The organism is Pseudarthrobacter sp. Y6 (assembly GCF_050156205.1).
Taxonomy (GTDB): Bacteria; Actinomycetota; Actinomycetes; order Actinomycetales; family Micrococcaceae; genus Arthrobacter.
Genome location: NZ_CP189574.1, coordinates 3,671,749 through 3,690,664, shown reverse-complemented (window position 1 = coordinate 3,690,664; position 18,916 = coordinate 3,671,749). Strand labels below are relative to the sequence as shown.

18 protein-coding genes are annotated in these 18,916 nt (G+C 67.6%); 13 read left to right on the top strand and 5 right to left on the bottom strand.

Annotation, left to right across the window (positions count from 1 at the left end; translation table 11 throughout):
• The first annotated feature begins 105 nt into the window (after nt 1-105).
• Both ACQCSW_RS17715 and ACQCSW_RS17710 read left to right on the top strand, forming a co-directional pair.
• Nucleotides 106-1,305: a Gfo/Idh/MocA family protein gene (locus tag ACQCSW_RS17715; protein WP_426987968.1), complete on the top strand. Its 1,200-nt coding sequence runs from the start codon at nt 106-108 to the stop codon at nt 1,303-1,305.
• A gap of 17 nt (nt 1,306-1,322) precedes the next feature.
• Complete coding sequence (locus tag ACQCSW_RS17710) at nt 1,323-2,342, top strand: LacI family DNA-binding transcriptional regulator (RefSeq protein WP_426987966.1); 1,020 nt, start codon at nt 1,323-1,325, stop codon at nt 2,340-2,342.
• Between the two features lie 19 nt (nt 2,343-2,361).
• On the opposite strand, the gene ACQCSW_RS17705 is transcribed toward ACQCSW_RS17710, so the two are convergent.
• Nucleotides 2,362-3,147: a DeoR/GlpR family DNA-binding transcription regulator gene (locus ACQCSW_RS17705; protein ID WP_426987964.1), complete on the bottom strand. Its 786-nt coding sequence runs from the start codon at nt 3,145-3,147 to the stop codon at nt 2,362-2,364.
• A gap of 175 nt (nt 3,148-3,322) precedes the next feature.
• Nucleotides 3,323-5,332: an acetate--CoA ligase gene (acs, locus tag ACQCSW_RS17700; protein ID WP_426987962.1), complete on the bottom strand. Its 2,010-nt coding sequence runs from the start codon at nt 5,330-5,332 to the stop codon at nt 3,323-3,325.
• A 407-nt stretch (nt 5,333-5,739) separates the two neighbouring features.
• Here acs and ACQCSW_RS17695 point away from each other — a divergent pair, with 407 nt between their 5' ends.
• Genes ACQCSW_RS17695 through ACQCSW_RS17685 form a run of 3 tightly spaced genes read left to right on the top strand, consistent with a single transcriptional unit; the run spans nt 5,740 to nt 8,563 of the window.
• Complete coding sequence (locus ACQCSW_RS17695; protein WP_426987960.1) at nt 5,740-7,056, top strand: hypothetical protein; 1,317 nt, start codon at nt 5,740-5,742, stop codon at nt 7,054-7,056.
• Nucleotides 7,057-7,064: 8 nt separating this feature from the next.
• Entirely contained in the window at nt 7,065-7,889 is an 825-nt protein-coding gene (gene nth, locus ACQCSW_RS17690) for an endonuclease III (RefSeq protein ID WP_426987958.1), read from the top strand.
• Nucleotides 7,886-8,563, top strand: a complete 678-nt coding sequence (locus ACQCSW_RS17685) for an NUDIX hydrolase (protein WP_426987956.1) — start codon at nt 7,886-7,888, stop codon at nt 8,561-8,563. Before nth ends, ACQCSW_RS17685 begins: the two co-directional genes overlap by 4 nt.
• Before the next feature lie 52 nt (nt 8,564-8,615).
• Here the strand turns inward: ACQCSW_RS17685 and ACQCSW_RS17680 are convergent, their stop codons facing one another.
• Together ACQCSW_RS17680 and ACQCSW_RS17675 are read right to left on the bottom strand one after the other, a co-directional pair.
• A complete protein-coding gene (locus ACQCSW_RS17680) occupies nt 8,616-8,813 on the bottom strand; it encodes a YegP family protein (protein WP_426990727.1) in 198 nt (65 codons plus the stop codon).
• 141 nt (nt 8,814-8,954) lie between these two features.
• Nucleotides 8,955-10,667 carry a bifunctional 3'-5' exonuclease/DNA polymerase gene (locus ACQCSW_RS17675; RefSeq protein ID WP_426987954.1) on the bottom strand — a complete coding sequence of 571 codons (1,713 nt, stop codon included), beginning with the start codon at nt 10,665-10,667 and terminating at the stop codon, nt 8,955-8,957.
• A gap of 147 nt (nt 10,668-10,814) precedes the next feature.
• On the opposite strand from ACQCSW_RS17675, the gene ACQCSW_RS17670 reads away from it, so the two are divergent.
• From ACQCSW_RS17670 to ACQCSW_RS17635, 8 genes are all read left to right on the top strand, one after another.
• A complete protein-coding gene (locus ACQCSW_RS17670; protein WP_426987952.1) occupies nt 10,815-11,030 on the top strand; it encodes an AsnC family protein in 216 nt (71 codons plus the stop codon).
• 109 nt (nt 11,031-11,139) lie between these two features.
• Nucleotides 11,140-12,366: a septum site-determining protein Ssd gene (gene ssd, locus ACQCSW_RS17665; RefSeq protein WP_426987950.1), complete on the top strand. Its 1,227-nt coding sequence runs from the start codon at nt 11,140-11,142 to the stop codon at nt 12,364-12,366.
• On the top strand, nt 12,363-13,616 hold the full coding sequence (locus ACQCSW_RS17660) for a TadA family conjugal transfer-associated ATPase (RefSeq protein WP_426987948.1): 1,254 nt from the start codon (nt 12,363-12,365) through the stop codon (nt 13,614-13,616). The genes ssd and ACQCSW_RS17660 overlap by 4 nt, the downstream gene beginning before the upstream one ends.
• Entirely contained in the window at nt 13,613-14,494 is an 882-nt protein-coding gene (locus ACQCSW_RS17655; protein ID WP_426987946.1) for a type II secretion system F family protein, read from the top strand. Before ACQCSW_RS17660 ends, ACQCSW_RS17655 begins: the two co-directional genes overlap by 4 nt.
• Nucleotides 14,491-15,099: a type II secretion system F family protein gene (locus ACQCSW_RS17650; protein ID WP_111909686.1), complete on the top strand. Its 609-nt coding sequence runs from the start codon at nt 14,491-14,493 to the stop codon at nt 15,097-15,099. The genes ACQCSW_RS17655 and ACQCSW_RS17650 overlap by 4 nt, the downstream gene beginning before the upstream one ends.
• Nucleotides 15,100-15,258: 159 nt before the next feature.
• Entirely contained in the window at nt 15,259-15,621 is a 363-nt protein-coding gene (locus ACQCSW_RS17645; protein ID WP_426987944.1) for a DUF4244 domain-containing protein, read from the top strand.
• Nucleotides 15,618-16,136 (top strand): TadE family type IV pilus minor pilin, encoded by a 519-nt coding sequence (locus tag ACQCSW_RS17640; RefSeq protein ID WP_426987942.1) that lies wholly within the window; start codon nt 15,618-15,620, stop codon nt 16,134-16,136. Before ACQCSW_RS17645 ends, ACQCSW_RS17640 begins: the two co-directional genes overlap by 4 nt.
• The gene (locus ACQCSW_RS17635) at nt 16,133-16,492 is read left to right on the top strand and encodes an Rv3654c family TadE-like protein (RefSeq protein ID WP_426987940.1); all 360 of its coding nucleotides are present in this window, start codon (nt 16,133-16,135) and stop codon (nt 16,490-16,492) included. The genes ACQCSW_RS17640 and ACQCSW_RS17635 overlap by 4 nt, the downstream gene beginning before the upstream one ends.
• Here the strand turns inward: ACQCSW_RS17635 and ACQCSW_RS17630 are convergent.
• Nucleotides 16,465-18,894 carry a DEAD/DEAH box helicase gene (locus tag ACQCSW_RS17630; protein ID WP_426987938.1) on the bottom strand — a complete coding sequence of 810 codons (2,430 nt, stop codon included), beginning with the start codon at nt 18,892-18,894 and terminating at the stop codon, nt 16,465-16,467. The two genes, ACQCSW_RS17635 and ACQCSW_RS17630, sit on opposite strands and share 28 nt — an antisense overlap.
• Nucleotides 18,895-18,916: the final 22 nt, after the last annotated feature.

The window sequence follows — 18,916 nt, the reverse complement described above, 5'->3', positions numbered from 1 at the left end:
CCAGTCGATAGGCCATTGACTCGAGTAGATTCGGGTGAAAGACTGGGAATTCTGATGGACAGCGCTTGCCCGGCGCTCCCGCACAGCATCTAGGGAAGGCAAACAATGACGTTTTCAATCGGCGTAGTAGGAGTTGGCCAGTTTGGCGGCCAGTTCGCTCACCTTTTCAATCTCCACCCCGGCGTTAGCTCCGTGTATGTCGTGGATGAAGTTTCACTGCGTGCAGCCGAAGCGGCGGACCGCCTGCACCTCGCCGGTGTGAAGGCGAGCTTTAAGGAACTATTGGAATCCGACGTCGACGCCGTGGCCATCTTCACCCAGCGCTGGACACACGGACCGCTGGTGGAGCAGGCACTCCGCGCAGGCAAGCACGTCTACTCAGCCGTCCCCATGGCCATTTCCGAGGAAGAGATCGCCCGCATCATCGATGCCGTGCGCGAGACCGGACAGGTCTACATGATGGGGGAAACCAGCTATTACAACCCTGCCACCGTCTACGCTCGCAAGCAGCATGCCGCCGGCCGCTTCGGGCGGATCTTCTACACCGAAGGTGACTACGTCCACGACATGGACCTGGGTTTCTACGATGCCTACCAGTACAGCGGCGGTGAGCGCTGGAAGGAAACCGCCAGCTACCCGCCGATGCTGTACCCTACGCACGCTGTCGGGGGAGTGTTGGGTGCCGTCCCCGCCCATGCCGTCAGCGTCAGCTGCGTCGGAGTCAAGGATGACCGCAACGACGGCGTCTTTGACAAGGAAGTCAGCATGTTCGGCAATGACTTCTCTAATGCCACTGCCCTTTTTGAACTCAACGACGGCGGCGTTATGCGCACCAACGAGATGCGCCGCGTGGGCTACCCCTCACACATCAGGGAGTCCCGGTTCCGGTTCTTCGGGACGGAAGCGAGCTTTGAACAGCTCGCAAATGTCACGGTCTGGCAGGACAAGGAGAGCGTCCACGACATTTCCGAGCAGCTGGAAACACGGCCCAGCATGTCCCTGGATGACCCGTCACTGGCCAACGTTGCGCCGGAACTGAGGGACGCCTTTGTCTCCGGGCTCTCGCCGGTCCATGACGCTGACCGGCTTCCGGAAGAGTTCCGCGGCGCACCGAACGGCCATGAAGGCAGCCACCACTTCCTGGTGGATGACTTCGTAACAGCGGTCAACACCGGCACGCAGCCGCCGGTCAACGCCTGGGTTGCCGCCCGGTTCACGCTGCCTGGCATCGTGGCGCACGAGTCGGCCCTCCGCCGCGGGGAACGGTTGCCCATCCGCGACTTCGGCGACGCCCCGGGGATCTGATCGCTAGCATGTACACCATGACGACTCCCGCAGTGCAGGCCCCGCGCGGCCCGGTGACCCGCAAGGATGTTGCCCGGTACGCGGGCGTTAGCACCGCCGTCGTCAGCTATGTAGTGAACGGCGGGCCCAAGAAAGTGGCTCCCGCCACGGAAGCGAAAGTCCAGGACGCCATCCGCGTCCTGGACTACCGCCCCAACGCGGCGGCCAGGGCCCTCAAGCTGGGGTCAAGCGAGACGCTGGGGCTCATCGTGCCGGACAACTCGAACCCTTTCTTCTCGCTTCTGGCGCATGCCGTTGAAGACGCCGCGGCTGAGCGGGGCTACGCCCTGCTGCTGACCAACTCCGACGGGAACCTTGCGAAGGAGCGCCGGAACGTCCGGAACCTGGCGGCGCGGCAGGTGGACGGGGTACTGCTGGCCAGCGTCCTGTTCCAGCCGGACCTTGAAGACCTCGTGAAGGCCGACATTCCCTGGGTCCTGCTCAACCATGACAGCGAAGGGCCGGGCATTAACAGCATCGGTGTGGACCTAGCGGCCGGGGCACAGATCGCCGTGGAACACCTTCTGGGCCACGGGCATACCAACATCGGCCTGGCCATGGGCACCAACGTGGGGAAAAACGTCGACGGCCGTGAACTGGGCTGGCTGAAGGCGCTGAAGGAGGCAGGCCTCCCCGAAGGGCCGATCGCTCGCAGCGACTTCACCCGGTCCGGTGGCTACGAAGCGGGGAAGCGGCTCCTGGCCTCCGCCAACCGGCCCACGGCGATTTTTGCGAGCTCGGACATGCAGGCAGTCGGCATCCTCCGCGCGCTCCATGAGGCAGGTGTCGCCGTGCCCGGAGACATCGCGCTGACCTCCTTCGACGGCTCCGCCGAGGCGGAGTACACGTGGCCGGCGCTGACCACCGTGGATCAGCCGGTCCGGGAGATGGCCGAGGCCGCCGTCGAAGGCATCCTGGGTGCGCGGCGCAAGGCCGCGCCGCAGCAGCGGATGTTCCCCACGACGCTCCACGTCCGCCAGTCCTGCGGCTGCCCTTGAACCAAGGGCCGCTGGTTCGTTAGCCCGCGATCCGGATCTTGCCCACGCGCTCGCCGAGGATGCGCTGGGCTTCGGGGCCCAACCCGGCGTCGCTGATGACCTCATCGGCCGCGTCCAATGGGGCGATGGTGCTGATGCCCAGCAGCCCCCACTTGGTGTGGTCGGCGAGGACCACGGTTTTCCGGGCGGCGGCGACGAACGCCCGGTCCGTCTCGGCTTCCAGCAGGTTGGGTGTGGTGAAGCCGGCGTCGGCGTCCATGCCGTGGACACCCAGGAACAGCACGTCCAGGTGCAGCTGCTTGAGTGCCGCCGTCGCGATGGGACCCACCAAAGCGTCCGACGGCGTCCGCTCGCCGCCGATCAGGATCACGGTTGACGCGAACCGGGCCGAGCCGCCGGACGCGGCGTGGTGGAAGAGGTCAGCGATGCGCACGGAATTGGTGACCACCGTGATCCGCGGACCGTTCACCAGCTCCTTGGCAAGGGCCCAGGTGGTAGTCCCGGCGCTGAGCCCGACGGCCATGCCCTCATGCACCAGGCCGGCGGCCTCCAGCGCGATGGCCCGTTTCTCCGCCGTCAGCTGCGTGGACTTAAGCTCGAAGCCCGGTTCGTGGGTGCTGACATCGCCCGGGACCTTGGCGCCGCCATGGATGCGCTCCAGCCGGCCGCCTTCCTCCAGCAGCTCGATGTCCCGGCGCACAGTCATCAGCGAAACGCCCAACTGCTGGGCAAGGTCCGAAACCCGAACCACACGCTCCCGCTGCACAGCATCCACAATGGCCTGGTGACGTGCAGCAGGGAGCATCTAAAGCAATCCTTAAAGCCGGGGGATAGAACTGCACCAAGCATACGGCGACGGCGCCGCCCACCGTGGTGAGAAGCGCCGTCGACGAGGTGTGGCAGTTATCCGGAAGCGCGCGTCAGAGCGAGGAACGAGCAGAGCGCGGAGGATGACTGCCGCCCCTCGCCACCCGCCCCACCTACTTCCGCAGGGACGCCGCGATCTGGGCCATGACGGTGGTGTCGGCCAGGGTGGTGGCGTCGCCGGATTCGCGGCCCTCGGCGATGTCCTTGAGCAGGCGGCGGACGATCTTGCCGGAGCGGGTTTTGGGCAGTTCCGGGACCACGAGGATGGTTTTGGGTTTGGCGATAGGCCCGATCTCCTTGCCCACGTGGTTGCGGAGTTCCTGGATGGTGGCCTCGCCGGAGTCCACGGCGTCGCCGCGAAGGATCACGAACGCGACGACGGCCTGGCCGGTGGTCTCGTCCGCGGCGCCCACAACGGCGGCTTCGGCCACGGAGGGGTGGGACACCAAGGCGGATTCGATCTCGGTGGTGGAGAGCCGGTGCCCGGAGATGTTCATAACGTCATCCACGCGGCCCAGGAGCCAGATGTCGCCGTCTTCGTCCTTCTTGGCGCCGTCGCCGGCGAAGTACATGCCTTCGAAGCGGGACCAGTAGGTCTCCTTGAACCGCTCGGGGTCGCCCCAGATGCCGCGGAGCATGGCAGGCCAGGGCTCGCGGATCACCAGGAAGCCGCCGTGGCCGTCCGGCACGGATTCGCCCTGCTCATCGACGACGTCCACGGCGATGCCGGGCAGCGGGACCTGGGCCGAGCCGGGCTTGGTGGCGGTGACGCCGGGCAGCGGGGCGATCATCTGGGCGCCGGTTTCGGTCTGCCACCAGGTGTCCACGATGGGTGCGTTGTTGCCGCCGATGACGTCCCGGTACCACATCCAGGCTTCGGGGTTGATGGATTCGCCCACGGAACCAAGGACCCGGAGGGAGGACAGGTCGTACTTGTCCGGGATGTCCCGGCCCCACTTCATGAACGTACGGATGGCCGTGGGTGCGGTGTACAGGATGGAGACCTTGTACTTCTCGATGATCTCCCACCAGCGGCCCTGGTGCGGCGAATCCGGGGTGCCCTCGTACATCACCTGGGTGGCGCCGTTGATGAGCGGGGCGTAGGCGACGTACGTGTGGCCGGTGACCCAGCCGACGTCGGCCGTGCACCAGTAGACATCCGTTTCGGGGTGCAGGTCGAACACGGCCCTGTGGGTGTAGGCGCCCTGGGTGAGGTAGCCGCCGGTGGTGTGCAGGATGCCCTTGGGCTTGCCCGTGGTCCCGGAGGTGTACAGGATGAACAGCGGGTGCTCGGAGTCGTGGCCTACGGCCTTGTGCTCGGCGGAGGCCAGCTCCACGGTGTCCGCCCACCAGTGGTCCCGGCCTTCGTGCCAGTCCACGTTCTGGCCGTTGCGCTTGACCACCACAACGTTCTGGACCGTGTGGCCGGGCCGGGCCAGGGCATCGTCCACGGCGGTCTTGAGCGCGCTGGGCTTGCCGCGGCGGTAGGTGCCGTCCGCGGTGACAACGAGCTTGGCTTCGGCGTCCTCGATCCGGGAGCGCAGGGCGTCGGCGGAGAAGCCACCAAACACTACGGAGTGCACCGCGCCGATGCGGGCGCAGGCCAGCAGCGTGATGACGGCCTCCGGGATCATGGGCAGGTAGACGGCCACCCGGTCACCCTTGCCAACGCCGAGGGACTCGAAGGCGTTCGCTGCCTTCTTGACCTCTTCGGTGAGCTGGGCGTACGTGTAGGTGCGGGTGTCGCCGGGTTCGCCCTCGAAGTAGATGGCCACCCGGTCCCCGAGGCCGTTCTCCACGTGCCGGTCCAGCGCGTTGTACGCGGCATTGACTTCTCCGCCCACGAACCATTTGGCGAACGGCGGGTTGGACCAGTCCAGTGCCTGGTCGAAGTCCTTGCTCCACGTGAGCAGTTCGCGGGCCTGCTTCGCCCAGAAAGCCGGGCGGCCGGCGTCGGCCTCTGCATAATCAGCGGCGGTGACAACGGCGTCGGCAGCGAATTGGGGGCTGGGGGCGAAAGCACGGTTTTCGTGCAGCAGGTTTTCAAAGGCGTCGCCCTGCTGGTCGGTCTGCACGGAAGCTGCGGGGGCGGTGGCGGTGGAGCCGGGAGTGTCCTGAGACATGGTGAACCTCATCATTCATCGGTCTTTTCAGCGGCTGCCGTCGCCCGGCCGTGCTCCGCCGCTTTGCGCGGCATTGGGCAGCGGCCGATCACGGACATTCCGCAAAGAGCTGTTCCGGAATCAAGCCTAATACGCGCCGGGGCCGCGATGTGTTCGCTGTCACAAAGGCGCCCGCGAACGGCATTTATTTAGCGGTGAATGGTTAAAGGACCCTGCTCACTGGCTTCCTGCCGCTGCGGATCAGCTAGTGATCGGCCATGCGGTTGGCTAGGCTGAGATTGAATTGTGACTTTCTACGGAGCTGTCGGATCCGGTGCATCACTGCCGGGCCTGGCGGTTGCCGCCGTTTCGGACGGCACAGTTTTGGGACGGAACCGTCCCGGTGCCGCCACGCTAAGGAGTACAGAATGAACCAGCAAAGCTTCGGCCGGAAATTTGGCCGTGCAACCGAGGCAGGGCCTGGCACCACCCCGGGGGGCGGCTCCGCGAAGGGCGAGCAGAAGCCGGCCGGTGCCAAGCCAGGCACCACCAACCAGGCCGTGCTGGGTCCGTTCACGCTGCGGGACCTGACGGTTTTCGCCGCCACCCTCATTCTGCTGGTGGCCTCGCTGCTGCCGGTTTTCTTCGGCCGGTTTAATCTCTGGAATGCGGGCAGCCTGTTCTTCCTGGGCCTGGGCATTGTGCTGCCGCTGATTGTCACGGCACTCTTTGTTGCCCGCCGGCTCGCCCCCGCCACGAAGGTCCGCATCGGCTCGCTGTCCGTTGACCAGTTCGCTTCTGTGGTTGCTTCCTTTGCACTGGCGTTCTTCTTCGTTTCCACGGCCGCGGGCTATGTGCCCAGCCTGTTGGTGGGACTGGTCGGTTCCGTCGTGCTGTTCGCGGGGACCGTGCTGAGCCGGTTCATTCCGTACTTCGCCGGCGACTTCCTGGGGCGCGACGAAACCCCGGCACACGTGATGGCGCGCGACTCGGCTGTCCCGCTGCCCAAGCCGCACACGCCCAAGGAAGCCAAGCCTGCGGTCGCGCCCGTCCCGGTGGCTTCCGCGCCTGCAGCAACCTCTGCAGCAGCGGCTACATCTGCGCGTGCCGCCACCCCCGCCGCTTCGGCTGGGGCCTTTTCCGCACCGGCCGCCTCTACCCCGGCTGCCGCCGCTGCCGTCTCCTCCGCCCCTGAGGTCAGCGATTGGTCCGCTGCCGGCGACGCGAGCCCCGCAACCCAGGCGGCCGACGTCGTGCTTTCCCCTTCAACGGCGGGCGCCTCCGGGGCGCCTGCCGTTGCGGAGACCACGATGGGTGACACCGCGACGGCGGCCTCGGCTCCGGCTGCCCCTGCCCCGGCCGCTACAGCGTCCGCCGCCGCTGCTCCTGAAGCAACAAACCACGACGCCGGCACCGGCGTCGCTGCCGCGGCGCGCCAGTCTGCCCAGGAACCTGCGGCGACGGCCGTGCATCAGCAGGTGCGCAGCGTGGAGCCCATCGGTGCCACCGTGGATCCGGCTTCCAGGCCTGAAGAATCATACGAAGAGCCGGCGCATGAGGCGTTTTGGTTTGCCGTGGCCCAGCACCGGACCGCAGTGGACCCCCAGACCGGTGCCCCCGCCTTTGTGATTGAACCGGGCGGCTGGGTGCTGGCCCTGGAAGACCGGGGCCACGAATTCCTGGTCCAGCACACCGACGGACGCGTGGGCGTGCTGCGCGACCTCAGCAACATCGAGCGCGGTTAGCCGGCCCGATGGCCACGTCCCGTAGACCCGGATCCGGCCCGGCCATAACAGCCCCGGAGTCTTTGCTGGCGTTGAAGGGCCGGGCGCGACGGATCAACAGGGCCCTGGCGGAGAAGTACCCGTATGCCCATGCGGAGCTGGACTTCCGGAACCCGTTCGAGCTGGTCGTGGCCACGGTCCTGTCGGCCCAGACCACCGATGTGCTGGTCAACCAGGTCACCAAAATCCTGTTCGCGCGCTACCCGGACGCCCGCGCCATGTCAGAGGCCGATCCCGCCGAACTGGAAGTGATCCTGCAGCCCACCGGGTTTTTCCGGGCCAAAACGAGGAACGTGCTGGCACTGAGCACGCGCCTCGTGGACGAGTACGACGGTGTGGTCCCCGGCCGGCTGGAGGACCTGGTGAGGCTGCCGGGAGTGGGACGCAAGACCGCGAACGTGGTGCTGGGCAACGCCTTTGGTGTCCCCGGGATCACCGTGGATACGCACTTCGGTCGGCTCGCACGGCGCTTCGGCTGGACCACTTCCGAGGATCCGGTGCAGATCGAATTCGACGTCGCTGAACTGTTTGAGCCCAAGGACTGGACCATGCTCTCGCACCGGGTGGTGTTCCACGGGCGGCGGGTGTGCCACTCACGCAAGCCCGCCTGCGGCGCGTGTCCGGTAGCGAACTGGTGCCCCAGCTACGGGTTGGGCGAGACCGATCCCGTCAAGGCCGCCAAACTCCTAAAGTACGAGTTGGCGCCCGGGAGCGAGATTCTCTTGGAACGATTGCTTGCGGAGACCCACCGCGCCGCTGAAATCCGGATGGAATCGCAGAGGCGGCTCCCGTGAGCGCACGCCAGGACCTGGTCGACCTGGTGCGCAGATCGGACGGCGGCGACGTCACGGCGCCGAATACGGCTTGGGCGGCCCTGACCGTGGACGAAACCATAGCCCGCAAGGCCGCAGTCCTGATGCTTTTCGGTGTGCTGGACGACGTTCCGGCCGCCTCCGGCAAACCCCTCGCCGCGGCGGATCTTGACGTCCTGCTGCTGGAGCGCGCGCACACCCTGGGTTCCCACCCCGGCCAGGTCGCCTTTCCAGGTGGTTCCATCGACGGGGACGAAACTCCGGTTGCCGCAGCCCTGCGTGAAGCCGAAGAGGAGACCGGGCTGGACTCCGCCGGTGTGGAGGTCCTCGGCGTGCTGCAGGAGCTTGGGCTGGCCCGCAGCAACTTCCTGGTGACGCCGGTGCTCGGGTGGTGGGCGTCGCCGTCGCCGGTGCACGTGGTGGACTACGCGGAATCCGCCCAGGTTTTCCGGATCCCCGTCCGGGACCTGCTGGACCCGGCCAACCGGGTGACGGCCACGGTCAGCCGCGATGGCAGGACCTTCAGCAGCCCCGCCTTCGCGGTCAGCGGTGTGCTGGTCTGGGGCTTCACCGGGATCATCCTGGATGGCCTCTTTGAGCAGCTGGGCTGGGCTGTGCCGTGGGACCGGACCCGGCTTCACGAGGTGGTCTTCTAGCGTGGGTGTGGCCCGTAGCGTGGGTGCGCCGGCTTAGCTGGAGCGCACCGGCTTAGCTGGTGAGCGGCTGCTGCCGAAGATCAACAACAATGCCGGTGGCCGCGTTTTCACGCAGGGCAGTGATGCCGGCCTTCAATGCACCGAGGTGCTTGAAGGCAGGCGAAACCGCCACGGTATTTCCGTTTGAGTCGGTGAGCCTGATCCGATAGCACTCGTCACTTGCACTATGTATTTCCAACCTGCCCGCCATAGGCCGGACCTCCCTTGATACGCGTTTTTGCATGAATAGCTGGACCGTCTGCTTCAGTCGCTGCTCTGATGTAACCATGGTCACAGAAGTTCGACCAGCTACTCCCGGGTAGGTTTCTTCGGTCTACCCGCGGGGCCTTTGCTACTTTGCGTTGTCGTAGGAATCCACCACGGCCACGCTGACGGGGAATTCCACCGGGATAGGACCGAACAGCAGTTCCTTCGCAGCGGCGGCGGCTTCCTCGATGGCCCGGATGCAGGCCTGGACGCCGGCCTCGGGGGCGTGGACCATCACCTCGTCATGCAGGAAGAACACCAGCTCCGCCTGAACGGAACCGTCCGCACGCAAGGCCCGCAGCCGCCGTCGTATTTCCGCCAGCCAGCACGCCGCCCAGTCAGCGGCGGATCCCTGCACCACAAAGTTGCGGGTGAAGCGGCCGCGCGAACGGGCAATTGATTCTGCGCGGCGCTGCTCCTCGGCAGTGGCCGACTGCTGGCTCCGGAACCACCCTTCCGACGGCGGCGGGCTGCTCCGGCCAAGCCGGGTGGTCACGGTGCCGCCGGCCTCGCCGTCGCGCGCCGCCTGCTCCACAAAGCCGACGGCGCGCGGGTAGGTCCGTGCCAGCTGCGGCATCAGGCGCCCGGATTCGCCCGTGGTGGCGCCATAGATGGCGCCCAGGAGGGCGACTTTCGCTTTGGCGCGGTCGCCGCCGAAACCCTGGGCGGCGATGCCGGCGTACAGGTCCTTGTCGCGCGCCGCTTCAGCCATTTTGGAGTCCTGCGCCAGCGCCACCAGCACCCGGGGTTCCAGCTGGGAGGCGTCCGCGACGATGAGCTTGTGGCCGGGATCCGCGTGGACCGCGCCGCGGATCTGGCGCGGGATCTGCAGGGCCCCGCCGCCCCGCGAGGCCCAGCGGCCGGACACCACGCCGCCCACCACATACTCGGGCTGGAAACGGCCGTCGGCCACCCACGCGTCCAGCCAGGCCCAGCCGTTAGCGGTGTGCAGGCGGGACAGTTTCTTGTAGGCGAGGAGCGGTTCAATGGCAGGATGGCTGGACTCCATCAGCTCCCACTGCCGCGTGCTTTTCACCTCGATGCCGTTGCGGTGCAGGGCTCGCATCAGCTCCTGCGGCGAGTCCGGGTTCAGCCCCGGCGAGTTGAGCAGCCCCCGCAGTTCGGTGTTCAGGGCCTCCAGCTTCGCGGGGCGGTGACCGGACAGAGGGCGCGGCCCGAGGTGGTCGGCCAGGATCTGCTCATGCAGGTCCTCCCGCCAGGGGACGCCGGTGTGCTGCATCTCCGCGGCGATCATGGCGCCGGCGGATTCGGCGGCCAGCAGCAGCTGGAGCCGCTTCCGCTTGTTTTCTTCCGGAGCCGCCGAGGCCACGGCTGCCTGCTGCGCGGCATATTCTGCGCGGAGCTCCGCCAGGGTGTGACGCGGTGTCCGGGGGCGAACGTCGTCAAAGAGCGCGCCTTGGTCCGCCGGCGGGGGCGGCGGCTGGAGGGCGCGGGGCAGCTCTTGGGGATCGTCCAGCGGTTCCTTTTCGGCGTTCCGGGCGTACTCCGTGTGGGCGGTGAACTGCGAGTACGCCAGGATATTGCCGCACAGGCTGAGGTCATAGCAGCGGTCCACTTCCACGCCCGCCGCCAGCAGCGCGGGGTACCAGTCCTGGGTTCGGTGCCAGATCCAGCGGGGCGGCGCCTCGCGGGGCCGGTTTTCCAGGTGGCGTACGACGCCGGCCAGCTCACCTGCGCTGATGAGGCGCGGTTCGGGGCGGTCGGGATGCGGATCGCCGGCCTGGGTGACCTGCTGGAGGGCTGCGCCGTGGGCGTGGGCGGCGAGCAGCAAATACATAGGTCCAATTCTGCCCTGTGGCGGGGGCGCGGGTGGACCGGGCGGGTGGGGCGTGTGCCGTGGTGTGGGCTGTGACGTGAACGCCAGGATTATGGGGGCCTGTCAACCATATGTTGCCTGGCCTTCACGCGTCACTAACGTTGACGAATGGAGATAGAGCGAATGAAAACGCTAGTGGCATCGATGCACGGGAAGGGTCCCGCTGAAGCGCTGTTTGCGGTAGCGGAACTGCAGAAGGAAGTGGGCCGCACCGAAGCGTCGCTGGTCCGCAAGGCCAGGCAGGCGGGCCTGTCCTGGGAGGCGATCGCACTGTGCCTCGGGGTCAGCAAACAGGGTGTCCACCGCAAATACGGGAAGCAGTAGGCGGCCCGGTTTCTCGGCCACGTCGTTCGGGCTGGTCGTTCGGGGGAGTTGTCCACATACGGTGGCATACCCCTGTTTCTCTCCCTTGAGTACGGTGGAGAGTTGCTTCATGAGCAGGCACCAGCTATCTCCACCCCCTTCCGAGCGGCCTTCCACCCAGCTGTCCCGCGCCCGGCCCTCCCCTCCCCATGGATCTGACTCCGGCGGTTCCCAGTCCCGTGGTTCCAGGTCCCGTGCGCCTGCCTCGGGACAGGCTGCGGGAGCCTGGCTGCCGGACCCCGCTGGTGCCGAGGTTCTCCTGGTCACCGGCTACGACTTTCTGCAGGGCGAAGTGGAACGGATTGTGGCTGCCGCTGGCGGCCAGCTGCGAGTGGTGGCGGACGTGGCTGATGCCGCCAAGTACTGGGACGCCGCGGCCGCAGTGTTGGTGGGGAGCGATGTCCGTGAGCTGCCGCCACGGCGACGGGCCCCTGCCGTGTTGGTGGGCCTGAACGGGGAGGGGGACAGTCTCTGGCACCTGGCCACAGCCCTCGGAGCGGAGCGGGTGGCGGTGCTTCCGGATGCCTCGGCATGGCTGGCAGAGTACCTGAGCCGGTCGCGGTCGCCCGAAGCGGGAGGGCTGGTACTCGGCATAACAGGCGGCTGCGGCGGTGCCGGCGCCACCACCGCGGCAATCTGGATCGCCCAGGCGGCGGCCGGGCTGGGTGTGCGCGTACTGCTGGTTGATGGGGACCCGTGGGGTGGTGGCCTGGAACTGGCGCTGGCGGCTGAGGAGACGCCGGGGCTGCGCTGGCCCGACCTGTCCGACGCGAGCGGAAGCATCGATCCCCAGCAGCTGGTCGACTCACTGCCGGTCGCCGGTGGGTTTTCCTTCCTGTCCTGGCCCGGCAGCCGCGACCGTCAGGCAGCGGTGGATGCCGCCACCACAGGAGGCGTGCTGGATGCGGCCCGGCGGGGCTATGAACTGGTGGTGGTGGACATCGGCCGGGGCGCCGAGCCCGTGCGCATGTTTGCCTGGGACTGTGACCGCATCCTGGTGGTTGTGCCGGCGCAGCTGAAGGCCGCGGTGGCTACAGCCCGGCTGCTCCACGAGCTTCCGCCGGTTGAGGCGGCCCTCCTGGTCCGGGGCAAGGCCGGTGCCGCGCTGGACGGCGGACTGATTGCGGACGCCGTCGGGCTGCCGGTCCACGGCCGGGTTCCGGAGCTGCGCGGCGTTACGGCGGCCGGGGAAAACGGGCGGCTCCTTGACGTGGGCAAACGGCGGAGCGTCAGGCATTTCGCCGCCTCGGTGCTCGATCTGCTGGACGGCGACATCCCCGTCGGAGACCTGCCGTGAACGCGCGGCAGCCAGTCGCGCCGCCGTCGCCCCCGGACCAGCGGACCGGGGCACGCCGTCGGCAGACCCGCGTCCTGGACCCGCGCTTTTTGGATTCGACGCTGTTGGAAACGGTCCGTGAATCCGTTATGGCCGACGCCGGACCTGTCACCCCGTCCCGGGTCGCCGCCGCCGTCCAGGCCACCGGGCGGTTGCTGGGGACCGCCGGCTCCCTCGCCGCCGTGGAACGGATCAGCGCCGAGCTGAACGGGCTTGGCCCGCTCCAGGAACTGACGCGGGACGTCCACGTCACCGACATCTTCGTCAACGCCCCGGACTCGGTGTGGATCGACCGGGGTCGGGGCATCGAACCGGCAGGGGTTTCGTTTTCCGGGGAGGCACAGGTGCGGGCGTTGGCATCACGGCTGGTGGCCGCCGGCGGCAGGCGGCTGGACGACGGGTCCCCGTGCGTTGATGTCAGGCTCGACGGCGGTTACCGCGTCCACGCCGTCCTGCCGCCGATTTCGACGGCCGGCACCCTGCTGAGTGTCCGGATCCGGCGGGAGCAGGTCTTCTCCATGGACGAACTCCGTGCCGGCGGCATGTTCGGCGGCGTGGTCCACGACGTTCTTGAACGCGTTGTTGATCAGCGGCTGAGTTTCCTGATCAGCGGAGCCACGGGTTCCGGGAAGACCACTCTGCTCTCCACCCTGCTGGGGCTGTGCTCCCCGGCAGAACGGCTGGTGCTGATCGAGGACGCATCCGAACTGAACCCCGTCCATCCGCACATTGTTTCGCTCGAGTCGCGTCACGGAAACCTGGAAGGCGGCGGCGAAGTGGATCTCGGCGAACTCGTCCGGCAGGCACTGCGGATGCGGCCGGACCGGCTGGTGGTGGGGGAATGCCGCGGCGCCGAGGTGCGGGAACTCCTGACTGCCATGAACACCGGTCACACCGGCGGGGGAGGGACCATCCATGCGAACGCTGCCACCGCTGTCCCGGCCCGCCTGACAGCCTTGGGCGCACTGGCAGGCATGGGCCAGGACGCGGTCCGGCTGCAGGCAGCCAGCGCCTTGGACGTTGTGGTCCATGTGGAGCGGTCCAGCCACGGGCGGCATGTTGCCTGCGTGGGCGTGGTGCAGGACGGTCCCGGCGGGCTTACCGTGGTTCCGGCGTTGGAAGCCAGGCGCGGCCAGCTCGGCACCGGCCCTGCCTGGGAGGCGCTGAGCTCGCGGCTGGGAGTGTCCCCCGCGGCGGGTGCCGACGCATGACACTTCTTCTGGCCGTGGTCCTCGGGCTGGCGGTCGTGCTGCTCTTCAGTCCGCCCGGCGGTGCCACAGGCCGTTTCTGGCGGGCCGTGGGGAGTGCGGGACCAGGCCTCGCTGGTGGGGTTCGCCCCGGGTCCGGTGGCACCAGAACGGGCGGCTCGTGGCGCAACGTGCGTCGTGCCGGACAGGAACGGAGTGACCTGTCCCTGACCCTTGTGGTGCAGCAGCTTGCTGCGCTGCTGAAGGGCGGCCGCACCCCGGCGCGGCTATGGGATGAACTGTGGTTGGTCCACGGTGGCCGTCGGGAGCCAGGTTCCGCGCAAACGGACGCAGGTTCATGCGCGCCGCAGGACCCTGCGAGAAGGACGGCACCATCCCGTGGGTCAGCGGCCGGGCGCAGCGGTCCGAGCCTCAACGCAGGTTCCATGGTGATGCTTGGCGCCGTCCGGGCGGCAGCGTCCCGGGGCGCACCGGTGTCTGAGGCGATCAGGAAGGCCGCGCAAACGGAGTTTTCGCGCGCCGACAGCAGGGAGTTACGGATCTGGTGTGAGCTGGCCGCCTGCTTTGACATTGCCGAAGCCAGCGGCTGTCCGCTGGCCGATGTCCTGGCGCGTTTCGCGGCACAACTGGAAGTGGAAGACGATGCCGAGGCCGCACGGCAGACAGCCCTCGCCGGACCCAAAGCCACGGTCAGTCTCCTGACGTGGCTCCCGCTGATGGGACTGGGCCTGGGAATAGCGCTGGGCGTGGATCCCCTGGCCATCCTGATCGGGACCCCGCTGGGAATGGCGGCGCTCGGAGCGGGAGTGGGCCTCACTATCGCCGGAAGAATCTGGTCCGCACGCCTGGTCCGTGCTGCCGCAGGGGCCGGTGTGCCATGACGGACATTCTTGTGCCGGGGCTTGCCTTGGTAGTTGTTCTGGCTGCTGCCGCTTGCCTTGCCCTTTCGCAGCCAAGCCGGGTCCGAAAGCGACTGCTCAGACTGCGAGGGGAAGTGGGTGCGGGGTCGCAAGGGGCCGATGAAGCACTCACCCAGGGCGGCCGTCTTCACGGATTGCGTGACACGGCGATGATGCTGGAGCTCGTGGCCGCGATGCTGGACGCGGGGTCAGGGATTGGACGGTCACTGGAACTCGTCGCAGCCTCGGCCTCCACGGACTACGGCAAGGCGCTGCGTCCGGTGGTGTCTGCGCTCGCCATCGGAGCCGACTGGGAGACCGCCTGGCGCAGTTCTGAAGTCAGGCTTCCTGAAATCCTGGAATTGCGTGACGCACTGGGGTTCGCCGCCCTGACCGGAGCGCCGTCGTCGGCCATCCTTTACGCGCAGGCTGCCAGGCTTCGCCGGGAAAGGTTCCGCGCTGCGGAGAAACGGGCGGCCTCGCTCGGCGTGAAGCTGGTCATTCCGCTGGGCCTGTGCTCGCTCCCGGCCTTCATCTGCCTGGGCGTTGTCCCGGTCCTGCTGGCACTGGTGCCGTCCGGGTCCTGACTCCCGGTCCCTTCCGCCACACCCCGTCCCGTCCTCCACATTCAGCTCAAAGCCGCGCTTATCCACTTAGAGGATGTTGGCCCTTACCGAGACCTGCGGAGCCGGGAAGAGTCGAAGCAGCCGGCAACTCGGCCGGAGCACAGAAGGGAAACCGTCACCATGACCATCATCCAAAACAGCCTTTCCGCCGTCCCGGCACCGGAGCTCAGCACCGGAGCAACGGGCACCGCGCCACGGGACTCGGGAGCACACGCCAACACAGGATCGGGTGGCGGGGCAGGGCAACGCCAGCTGGCTGCGGAGCACGGGACCAACGTTGTGGAGCTTTACCCCGGTGCCAGCGAGCGGAAGAAGCGCAGGCGCCGGCTCTCAGGTTCAGAAGCTGGAATGGCAACGGCCGAATACGCCATAGCCACCCTGGCCGCCGTGGGGTTCGCCGGACTTCTCGTGTTCATTCTCCGCAGCGACGAAGTACGCGGATTCCTGTTGAACCTCATCCGCACGGCGCTGGCCTTGCCATGAGTCTGTCGCCGGCAGCGCTGCAACGGGCTAATGACCGCAGCAGCCGCTGGGACCAGGGCGGGGACAACCGCGTGGTGCTGGGACCGGCAGCCTCGTTCCGTTGCCGGCGGCGTGGGCCGGGGAATGCCCACGGCGCCGTGACGGCGGAGTTCGCGGTCGCGCTGCCGGCAGTCCTGTTGCTCCTCGCACTGCTCTTGGCCGGAGCCTCCGCGGGCGTAACCCAGCTCAGGCTCGAGGAGGCGGCGCGTGCCGGCGCCAGGGCGCTGGCCCGGGGCGAGGACCCGGCCGCAGTGCAGGGGATCGTCAGGACCTTGGCGGGGACGTCGGCAACGGCGTCCGTTGCGGCCGAGGGCGATTGGCTCAGCGTTACGGTGGCTGCCGGTGTGGGCGGACCACTGGGGGCAACAGTGCCCTGGACTCTCACAGCCAAGGCCACCACGCGGAGCGAAACGCCGTCGGCCGCGGCCACTCCGCGCTTCGAGCCGGTCCGGGCCTCGGAGGACGAGTCGGCGTGAACAGGCAATTCGGGGACAATCCGGAGCGCGGTTCGGGAACAGTCCTGGCCGCGGGACTGGCATTGGTTGTCATCATGGCGATGGCTCTGATGCTGTTGTTCGCGCAGTCCGCGGTGATGGCCAGCAGGGCCGCGGCAGCGGCGGACCTCGCTGCCCTTGCCGCGGCCGATGCCCTGCGCGGGATTACGTCCGGAGACCCCTGCACGGTGGCCGCCGAGGTAGCAGCCCGCCATGCGGCCGCTCTCGTCAGCTGTACGGAAGGGGCCGGCCAGACCGTCATGGTCCGAACGGAGCTGAATGCACGGACACTGGTTGGCGCCGCCACCGGTCAGGCGCGGGCCGGCCCGCCGCCCTGAGTGGATGTGGTGCTGAACGGCTCCGCGCTTGCCATGAATTCCGCACCGCGGGGAGGCATTTCACGGGCGTCTTTGAGGAGGACGTCGATGAGCATGACGGCGGCAGCCTTGTCCAGCGGATTGTTCTTGTTCCCGCATTTGGGGGACTGGACGCAGGACGGGCAGCCCGACTCGCACTCACACGCCTTGATGGCGTCGCGCGTCGCCGAGAGCCACACCTTTGCCTTGTCGAAGCCGCGTTCGGCAAAGCCCGCACCGCCAGGGTGCCCGTCATACACAAAGATGGTGGGCACGCCTGTGTCGGCGTGGATGGCCGTGGACACTCCGCCGATGTCCCAGCGGTCGCTGGAGGCCACCAGCGGCAGCAATCCGATCGCTGCGTGCTCGGCGGCGTGCAGGGCCCCCGGGAATTGCGCCTCGATAAGCCCGGCGCCCGTCAGCGAGCGGTTCTCCACAACAAACCAAACGGCCTTCGTGAACAGATCCCGGGCGCCCAGCTCCAGCGGCTCCTCACCCAGGATTTCATTCGAAATCAAGGCCTTGCGCTGAAAGGAAACCACCTGCGTTGTCACCTTCACATCGCCGAAGTGCACGGCAACATCGCCCCAGTGCTCAGTCCGGAGTGTTTCGAGCACTTCGATCTGGGTCACGTCCCGGGCCGTTGTGTAGTAATCGGGGTTGGCACGCCGCACCACCACACAGTGGTCGTCTTCGTTCAGGTCCTCCACCACATAGCTGTCGCCTTGGTGTATGTAGATGGCCCCTGTGTGCGCCTGGTAGTGCGTCTGGGGCGCGTCCATGGTCCCGAGCAGGGAGCCGGTGTCGGCGTCGACGATGCTCACCGGTCCGCCTCCGTCGGCGCGGAGGTTCACCATGGCGGCAGCGCTCTGGGAGTGCGTCCAGAACCAGCCCGCCGGCCGGCGGCGCAGATAGCCCTGCGCCACGAGTTGGCCCAGCAGCTTCTCTGCTGTGCCGCCGAAAAGGCCCAGTTCGGCCACGCCCAACGGAAGCTCCGCGGCGGCGGCACAGAGGTGGGGCCCCAGCACGTACGGATTGGAGGGATCAAAGACGGTGGCCTCCACCGACACGTCGAAAATCGCCTCGGGATGGTTCACCAGGTAGGTGTCGAGCGGATCATCGCTGGCAACAAATGCGGCGATGGCATCCTGGCCCGCGCGCCCCGCCCGGCCGATCTGCTGGAACAGCGACGCCCTCGTGCCTGGCCAGCCCGCCACCAGGACGGCATCCAGCCCGGAAATGTCGATCCCCAGTTCAAGGGCGGAGGTGCTGGAGACACCCAGCAGTTCGCCGGATCGGAGGGCCTTTTCCAAGGCCCGGCGTTCTTCCGGAAGGTACCCGGAACGGTAGGCGGCCACGCGTTGCGGCAGACTGGGATCCACTTCGTCCAGAAGGCGCTTGGTGATCGAAGCGATTGTCTCCGCACCGCGGCGGGACTTGATGAAAGCGATGGTCCGGATCCGGGACGAAACCAGGTTCGCCAGCAGGTCGGCCGTTTCAGCAACAGCGGTGCGGCGTTCCTTGGCGCCGTTCTCGCCCTTGAGCTCGGTCAATGCAGGTTCCCAGAACGCGACGGTGGTGGAACCGTGCGGCGAACAGTCCTCGGCAACGGCCCGGACCGGCGCCCCGATCAGGCGGCCAAACGATGTGCCTGGCTCCGATGCCGTGGCAGAGGCGGCGATGAACACCGGACCGGGGTGGGTCGTCCCGGCACCGTAGTACGCGCAGATGCGGCGCAGCCGGCGCATCAGGTTGGCCACGTGCGAGCCGAACACCCCACGGTAGCTGTGGGCCTCATCCACAATCACGTACCGCAGCCGCCGGAAAAAGCTGGCCCACCAGGCGTGATTGGGAAGGATGCCGAAGTGGAGCATGTCCGGGTTCGCCAGGATGAAGTTGGCGTGGTCCCGGATCCACCGGCGGGACGCGGGGTCGGTATCGCCGTCGTACGTCTCGGCCCGAACGGTGGGCAGTTTCAAGGATCGGATGGCTGCCAGCTGGTCAGCGGCCAGCGCCTTCGTGGGCGAGAGATAAAGCGTCACGGCGCCGTCGTCGTGGATTTTTCCCGGTTCGGACAGCACGCGCAGCTCGGAGCGGTGGATGGCGTCAAGCGCAGGCAGTTGGTAGGCCAGGGACTTTCCGGAGGCGGTGCCGGTGGCGATGACCACATGCTCGCCGCCGTGGGCCAGGTTGGCGGCCTGGATCTGGTGGCGGTAGGGCTCGTGGATGCCGAGGGAACCATATGCGGCCACGAGATCCGGATGTGCCCACGCTGGCCACGGTTCGTGGACTGCCTGCCGGGCTGGGATGGTGCGGACATGACGCAGCTGCTCCGGGTCCGGGCCTCGGCCCAGCAAAGGAATCAGGGAGTCATGGGGGTTCACCCCAACATTCTTTCACCCGGGG